Annotated in this window: 17 protein-coding genes; 8 read left to right on the top strand and 9 right to left on the bottom strand. The window is 60.2% G+C overall.

Annotated elements, in window-relative coordinates; genetic code table 11:
* Genes OQ460_RS21150 through OQ460_RS21140 form a run of 3 tightly spaced genes read right to left on the bottom strand, consistent with a single transcriptional unit; the run spans position 1 to position 2,334 of the window.
* Positions 1–975, bottom strand: coding sequence for an alpha/beta hydrolase (locus tag OQ460_RS21150; RefSeq protein WP_410019283.1), 975 nt, complete (start codon positions 973–975; stop codon positions 1–3).
* Entirely contained in the window at positions 975–1,862 is an 888-nt protein-coding gene (locus OQ460_RS21145) for a neutral zinc metallopeptidase (protein ID WP_410019282.1), read from the bottom strand. The genes OQ460_RS21150 and OQ460_RS21145 overlap by 1 nt, the downstream gene beginning before the upstream one ends.
* Positions 1,863–1,920: 58 nt before the next feature.
* Entirely contained in the window at positions 1,921–2,334 is a 414-nt protein-coding gene (locus OQ460_RS21140) for a hypothetical protein (protein ID WP_410019281.1), read from the bottom strand.
* Between the two features lie 195 nt (positions 2,335–2,529).
* Here OQ460_RS21140 and OQ460_RS21135 point away from each other — a divergent pair, with 195 nt between their 5' ends.
* Complete coding sequence (locus tag OQ460_RS21135; protein WP_410019280.1) at positions 2,530–3,408, top strand: DMT family transporter; 879 nt, start codon at positions 2,530–2,532, stop codon at positions 3,406–3,408.
* Between the two features lie 6 nt (positions 3,409–3,414).
* Here OQ460_RS21135 and OQ460_RS21130 read toward each other — a convergent pair whose 3' ends face one another.
* Positions 3,415–4,749, bottom strand: coding sequence for an MFS transporter (locus OQ460_RS21130; protein WP_410019279.1), 1,335 nt, complete (start codon positions 4,747–4,749; stop codon positions 3,415–3,417).
* 251 nt (positions 4,750–5,000) lie between these two features.
* Here OQ460_RS21130 and quiC point away from each other — a divergent pair, with 251 nt between their 5' ends.
* On the top strand, positions 5,001–6,893 hold the full coding sequence (gene quiC / locus OQ460_RS21125; protein WP_410019278.1) for a 3-dehydroshikimate dehydratase QuiC: 1,893 nt from the start codon (positions 5,001–5,003) through the stop codon (positions 6,891–6,893).
* 71 nt (positions 6,894–6,964) lie between these two features.
* Positions 6,965–7,630 (top strand): TetR/AcrR family transcriptional regulator, encoded by a 666-nt coding sequence (locus OQ460_RS21120; RefSeq protein ID WP_410019277.1) that lies wholly within the window; start codon positions 6,965–6,967, stop codon positions 7,628–7,630.
* Between the two features lie 10 nt (positions 7,631–7,640).
* Here the strand turns inward: OQ460_RS21120 and OQ460_RS21115 are convergent, their stop codons facing one another.
* The 4 genes from OQ460_RS21115 to OQ460_RS21100 all read right to left on the bottom strand — a co-directional run bounded on the left by OQ460_RS21115 (position 7,641) and on the right by OQ460_RS21100 (position 11,553).
* Positions 7,641–8,489, bottom strand: a complete 849-nt coding sequence (locus tag OQ460_RS21115) for a shikimate dehydrogenase (RefSeq protein WP_410019276.1) — start codon at positions 8,487–8,489, stop codon at positions 7,641–7,643.
* On the bottom strand, positions 8,486–8,935 hold the full coding sequence (gene aroQ / locus OQ460_RS21110) for a type II 3-dehydroquinate dehydratase (protein WP_410019275.1): 450 nt from the start codon (positions 8,933–8,935) through the stop codon (positions 8,486–8,488). The genes OQ460_RS21115 and aroQ overlap by 4 nt, the downstream gene beginning before the upstream one ends.
* Positions 8,936–9,181: 246 nt before the next feature.
* Complete coding sequence (gene trmA, locus OQ460_RS21105; RefSeq protein ID WP_410019274.1) at positions 9,182–10,261, bottom strand: tRNA (uridine(54)-C5)-methyltransferase TrmA; 1,080 nt, start codon at positions 10,259–10,261, stop codon at positions 9,182–9,184.
* Complete coding sequence (locus OQ460_RS21100) at positions 10,258–11,553, bottom strand: NCS2 family permease (protein WP_410019273.1); 1,296 nt, start codon at positions 11,551–11,553, stop codon at positions 10,258–10,260. The genes trmA and OQ460_RS21100 overlap by 4 nt, the downstream gene beginning before the upstream one ends.
* Positions 11,554–11,764: 211 nt before the next feature.
* Between OQ460_RS21100 and OQ460_RS21095 the strand changes: the two genes are divergently transcribed.
* From OQ460_RS21095 to OQ460_RS21080, 4 genes are all read left to right on the top strand, one after another.
* Positions 11,765–12,211 (top strand): DUF4879 domain-containing protein, encoded by a 447-nt coding sequence (locus OQ460_RS21095; RefSeq protein ID WP_410019272.1) that lies wholly within the window; start codon positions 11,765–11,767, stop codon positions 12,209–12,211.
* A 105-nt stretch (positions 12,212–12,316) separates the two neighbouring features.
* On the top strand, positions 12,317–12,841 hold the full coding sequence (locus OQ460_RS21090) for a (2Fe-2S)-binding protein (protein ID WP_410022076.1): 525 nt from the start codon (positions 12,317–12,319) through the stop codon (positions 12,839–12,841).
* Positions 12,838–13,827 carry an FAD binding domain-containing protein gene (locus OQ460_RS21085; protein ID WP_410019271.1) on the top strand — a complete coding sequence of 330 codons (990 nt, stop codon included), beginning with the start codon at positions 12,838–12,840 and terminating at the stop codon, positions 13,825–13,827. The genes OQ460_RS21090 and OQ460_RS21085 overlap by 4 nt, the downstream gene beginning before the upstream one ends.
* The gene (locus OQ460_RS21080) at positions 13,824–16,007 is read left to right on the top strand and encodes a xanthine dehydrogenase family protein molybdopterin-binding subunit (protein ID WP_410019270.1); all 2,184 of its coding nucleotides are present in this window, start codon (positions 13,824–13,826) and stop codon (positions 16,005–16,007) included. Before OQ460_RS21085 ends, OQ460_RS21080 begins: the two co-directional genes overlap by 4 nt.
* 32 nt (positions 16,008–16,039) lie before the next feature.
* Here OQ460_RS21080 and OQ460_RS21075 read toward each other — a convergent pair whose 3' ends face one another.
* The gene (locus OQ460_RS21075; protein ID WP_410019269.1) at positions 16,040–17,281 is read right to left on the bottom strand and encodes an MFS transporter; all 1,242 of its coding nucleotides are present in this window, start codon (positions 17,279–17,281) and stop codon (positions 16,040–16,042) included.
* A 345-nt stretch (positions 17,282–17,626) separates the two neighbouring features.
* On the opposite strand from OQ460_RS21075, the gene OQ460_RS21070 reads away from it, so the two are divergent.
* Positions 17,627–19,057 (top strand): cytochrome ubiquinol oxidase subunit I, encoded by a 1,431-nt coding sequence (locus OQ460_RS21070; RefSeq protein ID WP_410019268.1) that lies wholly within the window; start codon positions 17,627–17,629, stop codon positions 19,055–19,057.

The raw sequence follows: 19,057 nt of genomic DNA, 5'->3' as shown, positions 1-19,057 counted from the left end.
TTAGTCGAACAAGGCCGCCTGCCCTTCGGGCGAGGTGAACATCTTGTCGCCGTCATGGCCCACCCCCGGTACTTCAACCAGCCTCTGATGTATCTGCCGATGGCGCTGTTTGAGGTAGTCGAAATAGTTGTGCCCACGAATCAATCGGTAAGCACCTTGCGCCTCGGCGGCGCAGCTTTTGTCCAGTGCCGGATGGTTCGGGTCGGTGTCCTGCTGGCCCAGCAGGTAGGTGATATCTTTCGCCGCGTAGGCCGTTTCCAGCTCTTGGGGGCTTCTGCCAGCGGCGTAGGCCGGCAAATGCTGCATGCCGTACTTCCACTCGTTGAAGCCTGTGCAACTGTCCGACGCGAACTTCACCGGGCGTTGTGGGCTGAAGTACGCGTAGGAGGAGGGGTTGGCGATGACATAGCGCACCTCGATCCCGGCGGCCTTCAATGCCGGGTGATCGTGCCCGGTCAAGGCAAAGCGCTGCACCATCTGAGCGCCTCCGGAATGGCCGGCGATCACGATTTGGTTCAGGGCCGGGAACAGTTTCCGATTGCCCAGGTGCTCGATGATTTTGTCCAGGGCGCCATAAGAACTGATCTGCCCACGTCCGATTGACGATTCACCCGCCATCCACTGGTTGCCCTGCCAATGCAGCAGCGTGTTGTCCAAGTGGTTGCGCTTGATATCGGCATCGTTGAGAAACTGTGGTGCGATGATCAAGGTATTGGCGTTTTGTCCTGCGTGTCGGGCGGCGTTTTCAGCGCTTTTCAAGTAGGTCTGGGCGTTGCGCAGACGCCCATGGACAATGATCAGGGCGCGGCTGACTTTCGGCAGGGGGTTGCGCCAATCCTGGCTCAGGCCGATGCTCAAGTCGCCCGTCTGTATAGCGAAGCGTGCGGGGCTGACCACTTTGACCGCCTGTTCGGCGGCCCAAGTGGCAGGGCCAGCCACCATCAAGGCCAGCAGCAAGCACCATCGTTTGCTCATCAAAGACTCTTGGCCGAGAACGTATCGCACTGAGTGATCTGGCCCTGGGCAAAGCCGGTCTTGAACCAGCGAACCCGCTGTTGCGAGGTGCCGTGGGTAAACGAATCAGGCACGACGCGGCCCTGGCCTTGCTGCTGCAGTCGATCGTCACCGATGGCGTTGGCTGCATTCAGCGCCTCTTCGATATCGCCGGGCTCCAGCCAGTTCAGGCGCTTTTGCGCACGGTTGGCCCACACGCCGGCGAAGCAGTCGGCTTGTAACTCCTGGCGAACCAGCAAGCCACCGTCGCCTTCCATCTGGCGACCTTGCTGGCGCGCAGCCTGAATCTTCGACGAGATCCCAAGCAGGGTCTGCACGTGGTGGCCGACTTCATGGGCGATCACGTAGGCCTGGGCGAAATCGCCGGCAGCCTGGAAGCGCTGTGACATTTCCCGGAAGAAGTCCAGGTCCATGTACACCTGTTGGTCAGCCGGGCAATAGAACGGGCCGCTGGCGGAGGTTGCGCCACCGCAGGCGGAGTTCACTCGGCCACGGAACAGAATCAACTTGGGATTCTTGTAGGCCAGGCCGTTTTCCTGGAACACCTGGGCCCAGGTGTCTTCAGTGTCGCCCAGCACGGCGCGGACAAACTCGGATTGCTCGTCATTGGCCGGTGGCGCCTGGCGCGTTTGCGGGCTGACGGAAGGCGCTTGTTCGCTCATTTGGCCGCTCAGTTGGCCGAGGATCTGCATCGGGTCCTGGCCCGTCAGCAGGCCGATACCGACGATCAATACAATGGCCGTGAGGCTCAGGCCCTTGCCGCCACCAAAACGCATTCCCCCGCCGCCGCCTCCATCGTTACGCGCGTCCACCACGTTGTCGCTGCGTCGACCCTTTTTCCATAGCATGTGGCAATCCTCTTGATGTGCGTGTTGCGAGAGCAATAGTGGTGACAGAGTATGGTCGTTATTGGCGGCAATAGCCTTCACCGGTATTAACTACCAGGCAATCCTTTTTATCGCTTAGCCACTTCAGGCCAGTGGTCGTGCCGTCACCGGCACGCAACAGTTGCGGACCGTCGGGACGAGTAAAGCTGATGCCGTCCTCGGTGGCCACGCCCTTGAAGGTCCCCGCCGCGTCGGCGTCGAGGCCGTACTGCATGGTCAGCAGATAATGCCCGCGGCCGATGCTTTCGTCTTTGCTGACAGTAAGGTTCAGACCTTCAACGCCGATCCATTGGCCGACCCATTTATCGGTGGGCAGGATTTCCGGGACCAGGGTGGCTTGTACGGAAGCCGGTTGCGGCTTGGTGGCCTGGGGCTCTTTATCGCAAGCGCTGAGCAGTACCAGGGTGGAAAGGATAAACAGGGTTTTCTTCATGAGGGATAGGCCTTGATGAAAATGTACAGCATGGCTGGCTGACGTGGAGCGTTGGACTCGATTCTCGAGATTTAGTGCGCTGTTCGCCCGCTGTTTGGTTATGCTCTTGAGGTAGATGCGCCCTCGGCTCTAGATTAACGGGTTCGGTGCCACCCTTGGCGGCGGTTATTTCAGCCTGTCACGCACGAGAATTCAATGACCCTCAGTACTCCACTTTCCGGCGTCAATCATCCCCTCAAAGGCATTCTGCTGATTGTGGTGGCGACGTTTCTGTTCTCCAGCCACGATGCATTGTCCAAATACCTGGCCGGGTTCTATCCGATTGTGATGGTGGTGTGGGCCCGGTATATGGTGCATACGCTGCTGATGGCCGGGATCTTCCTGCCGCAATCGGGCTTGCGTGTGTTACGCAGCAAGCGGCCGTTGTGGCAAATAGCCCGGGCCTTGTGCTTGTTGGGCACCAGCCTGTTTTTTACCGCGGCCCTGCATTACATACCATTGGCCGAAGCGACGGCGGTCAACTTCCTTGCGCCGATCCTGGTGACGGCGCTGTCAGTGCCGCTGCTGGGCGAACACGTGACACGTGGCCAGTGGCTGGCGGTGATCTGCGGCTTTATCGGGGTGGTCATTATCGTCCACCCTGGCGGAGAGCTGTTCACCCCGGCTGTGTTCCTGCCGCTGATGTCGGCGTTGTTCTTCTGTTTCTATCAATTGCTCACGCGCATCCTCAGCCAATACGACAGCCCCACCACCAGCAACTTCTTTGCCGGCTTGTGCAATACCCTGGTGATGAGCGCGCTGGTGCCGTTCTTCTGGCAAGTACCGAGTTGGCGTCATGGGGTGTTGATGGTGGCGCTGGGCACCTGCGGCATGACTGCGCACCTGATGCTGACCAAGGCGTTTCGCGTGGCGGCACCGGCGTTGCTGGCGCCGTTCGGCTATTGCCAGATCGTGTTTGCGGGGCTGTTGGGCTGGCTGGTGTTCAACCACACCCCGGACCTGACCACCGTGGTTGGCATCGGAGTGATTTGCTTGAGCGGGTTAGCCGCTGCCTGGCAGCAGCGGCGACGTTGAGAAGACTCAGGCCTCGACCGTCGGAATCTTGCGCGGGGCCATGAAGTACATCCAGGTCAGTGCGATGAAATACATCGCCGGGATCAGCATGAACAGCACCGTATAGTTGTTGTTGGTCACCGTCAGGATATGGCCGACGATCTGAGTCATGAACATCCCACCGATAGCCGCGCACATGCCGCCGAAGCCGAACACCGTGCTCATCATGTGCTTGGGCGTGTAGTCCATTACCAGGCTCCAGATATTCGCCGTCCAGGCCTGGTGCGCGCCGATGGCCAGGGAGATGGCGAACACCGCGACCCACAATTGGCTGGAGCCCGCGGCCAGGATCACCCCGACGATGCAGCAGGCGAACAGCAGCATCGACAGCAATCGCGCTTTGATTGGCTGCATACCGCGACCGATCAGGAACGAGGACAGGATCCCGCCGCCCACGCTGCCAAAGTCCGCCGTCAGGTAAATGATGATCAGCGGGATGCCCATCTGGGTCACGTTGATGCCCAGGTTGTATTGCTGGTTGAGGAACGGTGGTAGCCAGTACAGGTAGAACCAGAACACTGGCGCCGTCAGTGAGTAGGCAATGGCGAAGGCCCAGGTACCGCGCATGCGCAGGATGCGGCTGAACGGCACGCGAGGCTGTTCAGGTTCGGCTTGCTGTTGTACGTAGGCCAACTCTGATTGCTTGACGCTTGGATGGTCTTCCGGGTTGTAGTACTTCAAACCCCAGAACACCAGCCAGATGCCACCCAGTGCTGCCATGCACAGGAAGGCTGCCTGCCAGCCCCATACGTGCAGAATCAACGGCAGCAGCATCGGCGTGAGCATGGCGCCAACGTTGGTGCCCGCGTTGAAGATGCCGGTGGCCACCGCGCGCTCGCCGGCCGGGAACCACAGGCGGGTGGTCTTGACGCAGGCCGGATAGTTGGCCGCCTCGGTCAGGCCGAGGATAAAGCGGCAGACCATAAAGCCCACCGCCGAGGTCGCCAACCCGTGGGCGCCGGTGGCGATGCTCCACAGCAGCACGGCGCAGAAGAACACACGCTTGACGCCGACCCGGTCGATCAGCCGGCCCTGCAGCACAAAACCGATGGCGTAACCAACCTGGAACCAAAAGTTGATATTGGCGTAGTCCATCGCCGTCCAGCTCATTTCCTTGGCCAGGATCGGTTGCATGACGCCGAGGGCGGCACGGTCGATGTAATTTAAGGTGGTGGCGAAAAACACCAGGGCCAACATGCCCCAGCGGGTTTTGCCGACGGCGAGGGCGCCGCGGATCTTGTCGCCGATGGCCGCGTTCGGGTTGCCAGGGCGCGCGGCCATGGCGGAGTTTTGCGAAGGCATGAGAGGTACCCGTTTTTTGAAATTCTTATGGTGTGTTCTGGGTCTTGGTCACTCAGGGGCCTCATCAAAGCGGCCCCGAATGCGCAGTCGATGGTGCGCAGTGGCTAAAAAATCGTCAATTCGCCAACCGTCATTGTGTTCGATAATCGCCCAAAAAACTAACCGGTTCGTACATTTGTAATTGCTGCGGTTCAGTGTGAGGCCAATAATTTGCTTCAGACAAGATCAGCCCTAATTGCCGGGAGTCGCCCATGCAACGCTCCATCGCCACTGTTTCCCTGAGCGGTACCCTGCCGGAAAAGCTCGAAGCCATTGCCGCTGCCGGGTTTGATGGCGTGGAGATCTTCGAAAACGACTTGCTGTATTACGACGGCAGCCCGCGTGAAATCAGGCAGATGTGCGCTGATTTGGGAATTTCTATCACTCTTTTCCAGCCATTTCGTGATTTTGAGGGATGTCGCCGCGACCGCCTGGTGCGTAATCTGGAGCGGGCCGAGCGCAAGTTTGACCTGATGCAGGAGCTGGGCACCGACCTGGTGCTGGTGTGCAGCAACGCGTCGGCGGATGCAACGGGCGAGCATTCGATCCTGCGCGATGACTTGAGTTTGCTGGCCGAACACGCGGGTCGTCGCGGCTTGCGTATTGGTTATGAAGCCCTGGCCTGGGGCCGCCATGTCAACACCTGGCAACAAGTGTGGAACCTGGTGCGCGAGATCGATCACCCAAGCCTTGGTGTGTTGCTGGACAGCTTTCATACTTTGTCGCTCAAAGGCGATCCTGCGGCGATCGCCGATATTCCCGGCGACAAGATCTTCTTCGTTCAAATGGCCGATGCGCCGATCCTGACTATGGATGTGCTGGAGTGGAGCCGGCATTTTCGCTGCTTCCCAGGCCAGGGCGAGTTTGATCTGGCAGGCTTTCTTGCCCCTGTCATCAAGAGCGGCTACACCGGGCCATTATCCCTCGAGATTTTCAATGACGGCTTCCGTGCCGCACCGACCCGCGCCAATGCAGCCGATGGTTTGCGCTCGCTGCTGTACCTGGAAGAAAAGACTCGCCAGCGCCTGGCGCAGGAAGCCAAACCCATCGGTAACCTGTTTGAAACCCCGGCCGCCAGCGAGTATGACGGTATCGAGTTTCTCGAATTTGCCGTCGATGAAAGTCTCGGCGCCAAGCTTTCCCAGTGGTTGCAGCGCCTGGGGTTTGTCAAGGCGGGGCAACATCGATCCAAGAATGTCAGCCTGTTGCGCCAGGGCGATATCAACCTGATCCTCAATTGCGAACCTTATTCCTTTGCCCATAACTTTTTCGAAGCTCACGGCCCATCGTTGTGCGCCACGGCAATTCGTGTGAAGGACAGCGCCAAGGCCCTGGAGCGGGCGGTAGCTTATAAAGGGCAGCCTTACCGTGGCCTGGTCGGACCCAATGAGCTGGAACTGGCGGCAGTGCGTGCTCCCGACGGCAGCCTGATTTATCTGGTCGATGATCGAGACGGGCTCTACGACACCGACTTCAACCTGCAATCCGAGGCATCAGGCGAAGGTGGCCTGTTGCGTATCGATCATATGGCCATGGCGCTGCCGGCCGACAGCCTCGACAGTTGGGTGCTGTTCTACAAGAGCTTGCTGGATTTCGAGGCCGATGATGAAGTGGTGCTGCCCGACCCTTATGGCCTGGTAAAAAGCCGGGCCTTGCGCAGCCGCTGCAGTTCGATCCGTCTGCCGCTGAACATTTCCGAGAACCGCAACACGGCGATTTCCCATGCACTCTCCAGCTATCGTGGCTCCGGGGTGCATCACATCGCTTTCGATTGCGCGGATATTTTTGCGCAAGTCAGTAGCGCCAAGGAGGCGGGAGTACCGTTGCTGGATATCCCGCTCAATTATTACGACGACCTGGCCGCGCGCTTTGATTTCGATGACCAGTTCCTCAGCGAGCTGGCGTACTACAACGTCTTGTACGACCGTGACGCCCAGGGTGGTGAGCTGTTTCATGTGTACACCGAACCTTTCGAGGGGCGTTTCTTCTTCGAGATCATCCAGCGCAAGAGCGGCTATTGCGGCTACGGCGCGGCCAACGTGGCGGTACGCCTGGCGGCAATGGCCAAGTCTCGCAGCGGCACAGTGCGCCAGGCCAAGTTGTAGGGCATTGATGCTTCCTTCGTAAGGCGTGGCCCCCCATAATCACGGCCAGCATCCATGGCCGTGAGTGCAACATGACGTCGACTTCCCAATTGCCCGACACCCCTCTGGCGCCGCGCAAGAGCCGCAAGAACAACCCGGAAAAGACCCGCGAGAACATTCTGCAAGAAGCCATTGTCGAGTTCGTCCAGCAGGGGTTGTCCGGTGCGCGGGTGGACGCTATCGCCGAGCGCATCCACACGTCCAAGCGCATGATTTATTACTACTTCGGGAGTAAGGAACAGCTGTACGTCGAGGTGCTGGAAAAGCTCTACGGCGATATCCGCAATACCGAAACCCGAATGAACCTCACCGCGCTTGAGCCACGGGAAGCGATCCGGCGCCTGGTGGAGTTCACCTTTGATCACCACGACCAGAACGTGGATTTCGTGCGTATCGTCAGCATCGAAAACATCCACAATGCCGAGTACGTAAAACAGTCGGATTCAATCAAGGCGATGAACAGCAACATCCTCGAGGCCCTCGGCACCACATTGCGCCGAGGCGCCGAACTGGGGGTTTTCCGCGAAGGGCTGGAGCCGCTGGACGTGCACTTGCTGATCAACTCGTTCAGTTTTTACCGAGTGTCCAACCGCCATACGTTCAGTGAGATTTTTCAGATCGATCTGTCGGATGAGGCGGTCAAACAGCGCCATCGGGCGATGATTTGCGAGTCGGTACTGCGCTACTTGCAGGCTTGAGCGCCCGACATCAGTTGTTCATACGCTGAAAGTGCTTGAGCATCCGCTCTGCATCTGCAACTTCCCCGGTGAGCAACTCAAAGGCCTTTACCGCCTGGAACACAGCCATATGCCCACCGTCCAAAGTGCGGCAACCCAAGGCCCGCGCATCGCGCAGCAGTTCGGTTTCCAGCGGAAAGTAAACGATTTCCGCCACCCACATCGCAGCTCGTAACAGGGCTGGTGGTACCGGCGTGCCCGGTAATTTGGCCATGCCTACAGGGGTGGTATTGACCAGTCCGTCGGCCTCGGCCATGGCGCTGGTCAAGTCGCTGCCGGCCTGTGCGCGGCCTGCACCGAAGTGATGATTGAGGTTATCGGCCAGGCCCTGGGCACGGTTGTTATCCACGTCAAAAATGCGCAGTTGTTCCACGCCTTCAGCCAGCAGGGCGTGTGCGACTGCTGCTCCCGCGCCACCGGCGCCCATTTGCACCACGCGCTTGCGCGCCGTATCACTCAAGACCCGACGAAAACCTTCGGCAAACCCCAGGCAGTCGGTGTTGTGGCCGATGCGCCTACCGTCACGCCAGATCACGGTGTTGACCGCGCCAATTGCCTTTGCTTCGGACGACAGCTCATCGAGTAGTGGCAGAATCAGCTGTTTGCACGGGTAAGTGATGTTCAGCCCGGTGAAATTCAGTTGCTCGGCAGCTCGCAGCAAGTCGGGCAGGGCGCTGCTGTCCAGGTGCAACTGATCGAGGTCGATCAGGCGATACAGGTAGCGCATGCCTTGGGCATCACCTTCATGTTCATGCAGGGCCGGCGTGCGCGAGGCCTGGATACCAGCACCGATCAGGCCGGCGAGAATGCGTGTTTTCATTGGCCACGCCCTTTCAGCATCTGACCGAAATGTTCGAGAGCCAAGTGATAGCCATGGCTGCCAAACCCCGCGAGCACCGCCTTGGCGATCGGCGAGACGAAGGAGTGGTGGCGAAAGGGTTCGCGGGCATGCACGTTGGACAGATGCACTTCGATCACCGGCAGTTCGCTGGCGACCAACGCATCGCGGATCGCCACGGACGTGTGGGTCCAGGCCGCCGGGTTGATCACAATCGCGGTGCAACGTGCGCGTGCGCCATGGATCCAGTCCAGCAGTTCCCCTTCATGGTTGGTCTGGCGAAACTCCAGTTTCAAACCCAACTGTTCAGCACTGCGGCCACACAAAGCGGCGATATCGGCCAGGGTTTCATGGCCATAAGTGGCCGGTTCGCGAGTGCCCAGCAGGTTGAGGTTGGGGCCATTGAGCACCAGCACGATAGGCGGCATGAGACGGTCTCCACTGTTATTTTTATCGAGAGAGACAAAATGTACTGAATGGTTAATTTGGTCAATCGAGGGGGAGGCCGATCGAGCAGAAACGTTCGATTATCGAACGCTGAATAGGCAGGCCGGCGCCCGCACGTGTGCGGTAAGAGCCGTTGCGCCAAATCAGCCGCCGCTCGAGCCAATGGCACGAAGGGCGGCCGGCCACGCAAGGTATTTTAGGCGCCGGCAATCCGGCTCCCGAAAGGATTAACGACGGGTCAGCAACACACCCGATTCCATATGGTGGGTCCACGGGAACTGGTCAAACATTGCGCACTGGGTAATGCGATGGGTGTCGTGCAGTTGCGCAATGTTCGCCGCCAGCGTCTGCGGGTTGCAGGAAATGTACAGAATGTTTTCGAAGCGCCGGGTCAGCTCACAAGTGTCCGGGTCCATGCCGGCGCGCGGCGGGTCGACGAATACACTGCCGAACTCGTAGCTCTTGAGATCAACGCCGTGCAGGCGACGGAACGGTCGGACTTCGTTCAAGGCTTCGGTCAGTTCTTCGGCAGACAGACGTACCAGGGTAACGTTATCCACAGCGTTTTCATCAAGGTTGCTCAAGGCCGCGTTGACTGAAGTCTTGCTGATTTCGGTTGCCAGCATTTTGCGTACGCGGGTTGCCAGCGGCAGGGTGAAGTTGCCGTTGCCGCAGTACAGCTCCAGCAGATCGTCGCCGCGATCACCCAGGGCGGTATACGCCCAGTTGAGCATCTTCTGGTTCACGGTGCCGTTGGGTTGGGTGAATGCGCCTTCCGGCTGGCGATAGCTGAAAGTACGGCCGCCAACTTCGAGTTTCTCCACCACGTAATCGTGGCCGATCACGTCGCGCTTGCCTTTGGAGCGGCCAATGATGCTGACATTCAGCTCGGCGGCCAGTTTGTTGGCTGCCGTGTGCCAATGCTCGTCCAGCGGGCGGTGATAGCACAGCGTGATCATCGCATCGCCGGCCAGGGTGGTCAGGAACTCCACCTGGAACAGCTTGTGGCTCAAGGCGGCGCTGGCTTGCCAGGCGGCCTTGAGCTGCGGCATCAACTGGTTGATGCGGGCGCTTGCGATGGGAAACTCTTCGATCAGAATCGGCGTGCGCTTGTCGTCCTGGGAGAACATCGCGTAGTGACGCTCTCCTCCTTCGCGCCACAGGCGGAACTCGGCGCGCAGGCGGAAGTTCTGCAGCGGCGAGTCGAAGACCTGCGGCTCGGGTGCCTCGAACGGTGCGAGCAGGTCACGCAGGCGCGTGACCTTGTCTTGCAGTTGCAGGGCGTAACTTGCAGCATCAAAAGTCATGCGGGGAACCAGCCTAGCTTGATCACAAACAGCAGCGACAGAATCACCAGCGCCGGGTTCAGTTCACGGTAGCGGCCCGAAAGCAGCTTGATACCGGTCCAGGCGATGAAACCGAAGGCAATGCCGTTGGCGATGGAGTAAGTGAAGGGCATCGCCAGGGCGGTGATCACCACGGGCGCTGCAACGGTAATGTCGTCCCAGTCGATTTCCGCCAGGCCGGACGTCATCAGCACTGCCACGAACAGCAAGGCCGGCGCGGTGGCGAAGGCCGGTACGCTGGAAGCCAGCGGCGAGAAGAACAACGCCAGCAGGAACAGCACCGCCACCACGATGGCGGTCAGGCCGGTGCGGCCCCCGGCACTCACGCCGGCTGCGGACTCGATGTAGCTGGTGGTGGTCGAGGTGCCCAGCAGGGAACCGGCCATGGCGGCGGTGCTGTCGGCGATCAGCGCGCGACCCATTTTCGGCATGTGGCCGTCCTTGCCCATCAGGCCGGCACGCTTGGCTACGCCGATCAGGGTGCCGGAGTTGTCGAACAGGTCAACGAACAGAAAGGCGAAGATAACGCTGATCAGGCCGATATCCAGGGCGCCGGCGATGTCCAGTTGCAGGAAGGTCGGGGCCAGGGACGGTGGCATCGACATCACTCCGCCAAAGGGGGTGAAGCCCAGCACGATGGAGGCGATGGTGACGGCCAGAATGCCGATCAGCACGGCGCCGCGAACCTTCAGGGCTTCCAGGGCCACGATCAGGGCAAAGCCGAGGGTGGCGAGGACCGGTGCCGGTTTGGCCAAATCGCCCACGCTCAACATGGTCGCCGGGTTACTGATCACGATACCCGCGTTTTGCAGGGCGATCAGCGCCAGGAACAGGCCGATACCGGCAGCAATCGCCGAGCGCAGCGGCAGCGGGATGCTGTTGATGATCCATTCGCGGATGCGGAAGATCGACAGCAGGAAGAACAGCACGGCCGAAACGAATACCGCACCCAAGGCGACTTGCCAGGTATGGCCCTGATGCAAGACAACGGTGTAGGTAAAGAAGGCGTTCAAGCCCATGCCCGGCGCGAGGGCAATCGGGTAGTTGGCGATCAGACCCATGATCGCCGAGCCGATGGCGGCGGCCAGGCAGGTGGCGACGAACAGTGCGCCCTTGTCCATGCCGGTCGCGCCGAGAATGCTCGGGTTGACGAACAGGATATAGGCCATGGCCAGGAAGGTCGTGATGCCCGCGAGAATCTCGGTGCGCACGTTGGTGTTGTGTGCCTTGAGTTGAAACAGCTTTTCCAGCATGCCTGCTCCCTGTGGCGCCCTCGGCGCCGTTATTTGTTGACCTCAAAGTCAAAGCACAAACTGCGCCAAGCGCCGCGTGTTTTCGAGAGAGGATCGGAAAAAGCGGCGCATCATACCAGCAGGCCGCGGGCCTGTGGCGTCCGGGCGCGGTTTTGTTGAATGTGGCCTTGGGGCATACTTCGTCGACGTTCAATCGTGAGCCATTGAAAGCATGAAAAAAGCCATCGCGTGGAGTCTAGCTCCGTTTGCCTGCATCAGCCTGTGGCTGGGGGCGGCACCGGCATGGGGCGCACCTGCACCGGCCTTGAGCGAGGTGCGGGTATTCAAGGTCGAGTCGGCCAACTGCACCGAAGCCATTGCCGAAGGGGCGGACACGACCCGGATGTGCGTGCATCGCGGCCCCACCAGGGTCTACGTGATGGAGGTCGGCATCGGTAACAATTCCGTGGCCTCGTTCGACGGCGCGCGGCTTGCGGGCCAGAGCACTGCAGTCTGCCAGGTCGGGTCCATCAGCCAGGCCTGCAGTGGGTCAGGCACATTAATGGGCTATGTGTACATGTTTGAGCTGGACGTTCGGGCCCAAGGCGCGTTCCGTTACAGCAACACTTCCATCAACGCGCCGCATAATATGTTGCAGACGGTGCTCTCTATCCGCTAAACCCCGCCCATCAATTCCCTTGAACGCTCATATCCCCTCGAAGTCGTACCGCTAAGACGGCGGTTTCCCTGAACGCTGCGAATGCACACCAATCGTGAGGTGTTTATGAGCGCGACTACTCCCGGCGCGACGGCCAAGCCGTTTGTTCGGCACTCTATCCACCTGGACCTCAATGGTCAGGCCCATCAACTTAAGGTTTTGCCCTGGACCACTTTGCTGGATCTGCTGCGCGAGCAACTGGCCCTGACCGGCAGTAAAAAAGGCTGCGATCACGGCCAGTGTGGGGCTTGCACCGTGCTACTCAACGGCAAGCGGATCAACGCGTGCCTCACGTTGGCCGTGATGTGCGATGGTGCCGAGTTGACCACTATCGAAGGCTTGGCCAGTGGTGACGAACTGCACCCGATGCAACAGGCCTTTATCAAACACGACGCTTTCCAATGCGGCTACTGCACCCCCGGGCAGATTTGTTCGGCAATTGGCCTGGCCAGGGAAGGGCGCGCCCATGATGCGGCGCAGATCCAGGAACTGATGAGCGGCAACCTGTGCCGCTGCGGTGCCTACAACAATATCCGCGACGCAGTGCAAGAAGCGCTGCCGGCGTGCCGAACGCCGGGAGATGAGCGATGAATCCCTTTCACTACAGCAAGCCTGCGGATGTACAGGCGGCCGTGGCCTTGAGCAGCACGACCTCGCGTTTCATTGCCGGTGGCACCAACCTGCTGGACTTGATGAAAGAGAACATCAGCCACCCTGAACATTTGATCGACATTACCGGGCTGCCACTGCGTGGGATTGAGCAGACCCCGGTCGGGGGTGTGATGATCGGCGCGTTGGTGAGCAATGCGGACTTGGCCTGGCATCCCCTGATTGAACAACGGTATCCGCTGCTGTCCCAGGCGATCCTGGCCGGTGCTTCGCCGCAGTTGCGCAACATGGCCAGTACCGGCGGCAACCTGTTACAGCGCACGCGCTGTTATTACTTCTATGACGCCGCCGTGCCTTGCAACAAGCGCGAGCCTGGCAGCGGTTGCCCGGCACGGCACGGGTTGAATCGTATCCATGCGATCCTCGGTGCCAGCGAGCAGTGTGTCGCCACCCATCCTTCGGATATGTGTGTGGCCCTGGCCGCGCTGGAGGCCCGGGTCCATGTGCAGGGCCGTGCAGGTGCGCGGGTCATCGAGTTTGCCGACTTTCATCGCCTGCCGGACGATGCGCCGCAGCGGGACAACCAACTGGCCGATGATGAACTGATCACCGCCATTGAGCTGCCCGCCGACCATCTGGCGGCTCACAGCTATTACCTGAAAATCCGTGACCGCGCCTCTTATGCATTCGCGCTGGTGTCGGTCGCCGCAGCGTTGGAACTGGACGGCGAAATCATCCGCGACGCGCGCCTGGCCTTGGGCGGTGTTGCCCACAAGCCGTGGCGTGACCGAGCGGTGGAAGCGGCCTTGATTGGCCAGCCCGTCAGTCGAGAGACCTTCAGCAAGGCCGCCGAAGCACTGCTGCAGGACGCCGAACCCCTTGAACACAATGGCTTCAAGGTCAAATTGGCACGCCGGGCGATCATTCGCGCCTTGAGCGATGCCGCTGTTGCGGGAGACTTTTCATGAGTGCCATCGGCCAGCCGTTGGACCGGGTTGACGGTCTGCTCAAAGTCACCGGCCAGGCACGTTATGCCGCCGAGTTTGCCGAAGACGGCCTGCTGCACGGCAGCGTGGTGTCCAGCAGCATTGCCAGGGGGCGCGTGCTGCGCATTGATGCTTCGCAGGCATTGGCGCTGCCGGGCGTGCTGATGGTGCTCGATCACCTCAACCGGCCCAGGTTGTCCAGCTATGACGACAGCTACGCCGATGCCGACGCTGCTGACGGCTCCCCATTCCGCCCGCTCTACGACGAGCGCGTGCTCTACAGCGGCCAACCGTTGGCCTTGGTCATTGCCGATAATCTGGAGCTGGCTCGATATGCCGGGTCGCTGGTGCGAATCGAATATGAAAGCCAAGCCGCTGAAACCGATCTGAGCGTGCTGCGTGAGCAGGCCCATCCCTCTCCTCAGGAACTGCCAAAGCCGCGTGGCAACTTCCAGGCCGAATGGGTCGGCGCTGCAATCAACCTGGATTTGCATTACAGCACCCCTGTCGAACACCACAACCCGATGGAGCCCCACGCCAGTACCGTGCTGTATCAAGCCGACGGCACGCTGCATATCCATGACAAGACTCAAGGCACGCAAAACTGCCAGGCCTACGTGCAGAAAGTGTTTGGCCTGGATAAAAACCAGGTACGGGTTTTCGCGGCGTTCGTGGGCGGTGCATTTGGCTCCGGCCTGCGCCCGCAATATCAATTGCCGCTGGCGGTGATGGCGTCGCTCGCACTCAAGCGGTCGGTGCGGGTAACCCTGACTCGCCAGCAGATGTTTACCTTCGGCTATCGCCCGCGCACTTTGCAGCGTCTGCAAATAGGCGCGGCGGCCAATGGCCGGCTGCTGGCCCTGGGTCATACTGCCATTGGCCAGACATCGCGTTTCGAAGATTTCAGCGAGCACGTCGTGGAATGGAGCGGCATGCTTTATCGCTGCGATAACGTGCAACTGGTCTATAAGCTGGTACCGCTGGACGTATTCACACCACTGGACATGCGCGCTCCTGGCGCCGCCCTCGGCGTGATCGGCCTGGAGTGCGCGATGGATGAACTGGCCTGCGCCCTGGCCATCGACCCGGTGCAATTGCGCCTGATCAACTACGCCGAACGCAATCAGAACGAAGACAAGCCCTGGTCCAGCAAAGCCCTGCGCGAATGTTACAGCGAAGGCGCCGAGCGTTTCGGCTGGAGCCAGCGCAACCCGGAGCCGCGCAGCATGCGCGATGGTCGCCAGTTGATTGGCTGGGGCATGGCGGGCGGGGTGTGGGAGGCGCTGCAGATGAAGGCCAGCGCCAAGGCGAGCATCGACGTCGATGGCACGCTTACGGTCAGCAGCGCCACTACCGATATCGGGACCGGCACTTATACGGTCATGACTCAGATTGCGGCGCAGACTTGCGGTGTTGCGATGGACGATGTGCGTTTTATCCTGGGTGACTCGTCCTTGCCCACGGCGCCGTTGCAAGGTGGCTCGTTTACCGTGTCCTCGGTCGGCACTGCCGTGCAGCAAGCGTGCGAAGCCTTGAATGAAAAACTGCTGGCGATTGCCCGGCAACAGTACCCGGCACTCAAGGGTATCGAGTCGGTACGTTTCGAGGGTGGTCAGTTGCAGGCCGGCGAGCAACGGATCTCCCTGGCGCAACTGGTGCAGGACAGCGGTGAGCACATCTTGGAAGTGCAGGTGGACAGCGAGCCGGATAAACGCCGCGAAAACTATGCTTCGGCCACTCACTCGGCGGTGTTTGTGGAGGTGCGGGTGGATGAGGACCTGGGCACCATCAAGGTCAGCCGGGTCGTCAGTGCAGTGGCTGCCGGGCGGGTGGTCAATCCCAAGATGGCCCGTAGCCAGATCCTTGGCGGCGTGGTGTGGGGGATTGGCATGGCACTACACGAGGAGACGCAGATCGATCATCAGTTGGGACGCTACATGAACCACAGCCTGGCGGAGTATCACATCCCGGTAAACGCGGATATCGGCGAAATTGATCTGTTGTTCGTCGAAGAACACGATGAGATCGTCAACGCACTGGGGTCCAAGGGCGTCGGTGAGATTGGCATTGTCGGGGTTGCGGCGGCGGTGGCGAATGCGATTTATCATGCGACGGGCAAGCGGGTGCGGGACTTTCCCATCACCCTTGACAAGGTGCTTTGACGCCGCGTCTACGGGAGGCGGCTTGCAGCCCATCAGGCCCGGGGCAACTCATCCGCCGGCGTATGCATACGGTCGCGTTTGGCCAACGTCGGGAACAGTTTGATCCATGTCCCGGTTACCACCAGCGTACCCACACCACCTAGCACCACCGCAGGCACTGTGCCCAGCCAGTGCGCGGTGATGCCGGATTCAAACTCGCCCAGTTGATTGGAAGCGCCGATAAACAGCCCGTTCACCGCACTGACCCGGCCGCGCATGTCATCCGGAGTTTCCAGTTGCACGAACGAGGCGCGGATGACCATGCTGATCATGTCTGCCGCGCCCAATACCACCAGCACCGCCAGGGAGAACCAGAATGAGGTCGACAACCCGAAAGCTATAGTCGCCACCCCGAACACCCCGACGGCGGTAAACATCACGCGCCCCACGTGACGGTCCACTGCAAAGCGCGCCAACCACAACGACATCAGCAGCGCCCCCACCGCCGGCGCCGAACGCAGCAGCCCGAGACCCCATGCCCCTGTCAGCAGAATGTCCTTGGCGAATACTGGCAGCAACGCGGTTGCGCCACCCAGCAATACGGCGAACAGGTCGAGGGAGATGGCCCCGAGGATGTCCGGTCGGCTGCGGATAAACCGGATGCCGGCGAGCAGCGAATCCAGGGTCGCCTTGCCTTTGTTCAGCGGCATTTGGCGGGCTGGCAGGTTCAGGGTCAGCACGCAGGCAACCAGGTACAGCAACACTGTCGGGCCGTACACCCAGGTGCTGCCGAAGGCGTACAGCAAACCGCCAAGGGCCGGGGCGACGATGGTTGCCGATTGTTGAGCCGACTGCGCGGCCGCCACGGCCCGAGGAAACAACGCACTGGGCACGATGCTCGGCAGCAGTGCCTGGGTGGTGGGCATTTCAAAGGAGCGGGCGGCACCCAACAGGAACGCCAGGATGAAGATCATCTCTCGGGTGACATTGCCGCTCAGGCTGCCAATGGCCAGGGACAAGGCGATCAATGCTTGCAGCGTCTGGCAAATGGCCGCGACCTTGCGTCGCTCGTAGCGGTCGGCGACATGCCCGGTGTGCAGCATGAACAACACTCGAGGGACGAACTCCACCAGCCCGACCAAACCCAGGTCCAGCACATTGCCGGTCAGTTGATAGAGGTTCCAGCCGATGGCCACGGTGAGCATCTGGAAACCACTGGCGGTAAAGATCCTGGCCAGCCAGAACGCGATAAAAGGGCGGTGGTGACGCAACAGCAGAACGGGTTCACTGGACATCGCGAAGGACTGAACCGAGCGTGGAAAAAACCGAGGTTAGCATCTACCTGTAACAAATAGTTGCGAGATCGGAAATATCCTTTGCACGGCCATCATTTTGACTGAGGCAACCTGTCACGCGGCAAAAGACCACACAGTCCGACTCGAAAAATGGGGCTACTCTTTTATCGATGTTTGATCCAGATCAATGCCGTCTTAGGCATTGATCTGGCGGCCAACTGGCCAGATTCCCTATGCGATCGGCTAAAAAAAGAACGAATTGCAATTCGCCACACTCCATATCCGTGGGGGCAGTGGGTGCAGGCCCCGAGCCGGCAACCGGATTTACCTGACAGAGGAAGACTTATGTTTGGTTTGGACGCACTAGAGCTCGCCCGAATCCAATTCGCGTTCACCATTTCGTTCCACATCCTGTTCCCGGCCATCACCATCGGCCTGGCCAGTTACCTCGCGGTGCTGGAGGGCCTGTGGCTCAAAACCCATAACGATACGTACCGCGATCTCTACCATTTCTGGTCGAAGATATTCGCGGTCAACTTCGGCATGGGCGTGGTCTCGGGGTTGGTCATGGCGTACCAGTTCGGCACCAACTGGAGTCGTTTTTCCGACTTCGCCGGTGCGGTCACCGGGCCGCTGCTGACGTATGAAGTGCTCACGGCGTTCTTCCTCGAAGCCGGTTTTCTTGGGGTGATGCTGTTCGGCTGGAACAAGGTCGGGCGCAAGCTGCACTTCTTTGCGACAGTGATGGTGGCCGTGGGCACGCTGATTTCGACATTCTGGATCCTGGCCTCCAACAGCTGGATGCAAACGCCCCAAGGCTTTGAAATCATTGATGGACGTGTGATCCCGGTGGACTGGCTGGCGGTGATCTTCAATCCGTCGTTCCCTTACCGCCTGCTGCACATGTCTATCGCAGCCTTTGTCGCCACGGCGTTCTTCGTCGGCGCTTCAGCGGCCTGGCACTTGCTGCGGGGAAAGGACAATCCGGCGATCCGTACCATGTTGTCGATGGCGATGTGGATGGCGTTGATTGTCGCGCCGATCCAGGCGGTGGTCGGTGACTTCCATGGCCTCAATACGCTCAAGCACCAACCGGCGAAAATCGCCGCCATCGAAGGTCACTGGGAAAACGTTGGCAATGAGCCGACCCCGCTGATTCTGTTCGGCTGGCCGGACATGCAAGCCGAGAAAACCAAATACGCGGTGGAAATTCCTTATCTGGGCAGCCTGATTCTCACTCACTCGCTGGACAAGCAGGTGCCGGCGCTCAAGGACTTCCCGCCAGAGGATCGCCCTAACTCGACCATCGTGTTCTGGTCGTTCCGGATCATGGTCGGCCTGGGCATGCTGATGATTTTCACGGGCTTGCTCGCGCTCTGGCTGCGCAAGGGTGACCGGCTGTACAGCAACAAACCGTTCCTGTACCTGACGCTGTGGATGGGCCCGTCGGGGTTGATCGCGATCCTCGCCGGCTGGTTCACCACCGAAATCGGGCGCCAACCCTGGGTTGTCTATGGGTTGATGCGTACGGCAGACGCCTCTTCAAACCATAGCGTGGTGCAGATGAGTATTACGTTGGTGCTGTTTGTGGTGGTGTATTTCGCGCTGTTCGGTGCCGGCCTCGGCTACATGATGCGTCTGGTGCGCAAAGGTCCGGTGACCCACGAAAGCACCGAGCCGGCGCATGGCGGTCCAGGGCAGAAGCGCACACCGGCACGTCCGTTGTCAGCGGCCGATGACGCCGACGACGGCGACACTCTGAACAAGGGGAATTGA

It is taken from the genome of Pseudomonas imrae (genome assembly GCF_046352735.2).
GTDB classification, from domain to species: domain Bacteria; phylum Pseudomonadota; class Gammaproteobacteria; order Pseudomonadales; family Pseudomonadaceae; genus Aquipseudomonas; species Aquipseudomonas imrae.
The sequence above is the reverse complement of the archived record's forward strand: the minus strand, read 5'-3'. Positions and strand labels throughout refer to the sequence as shown.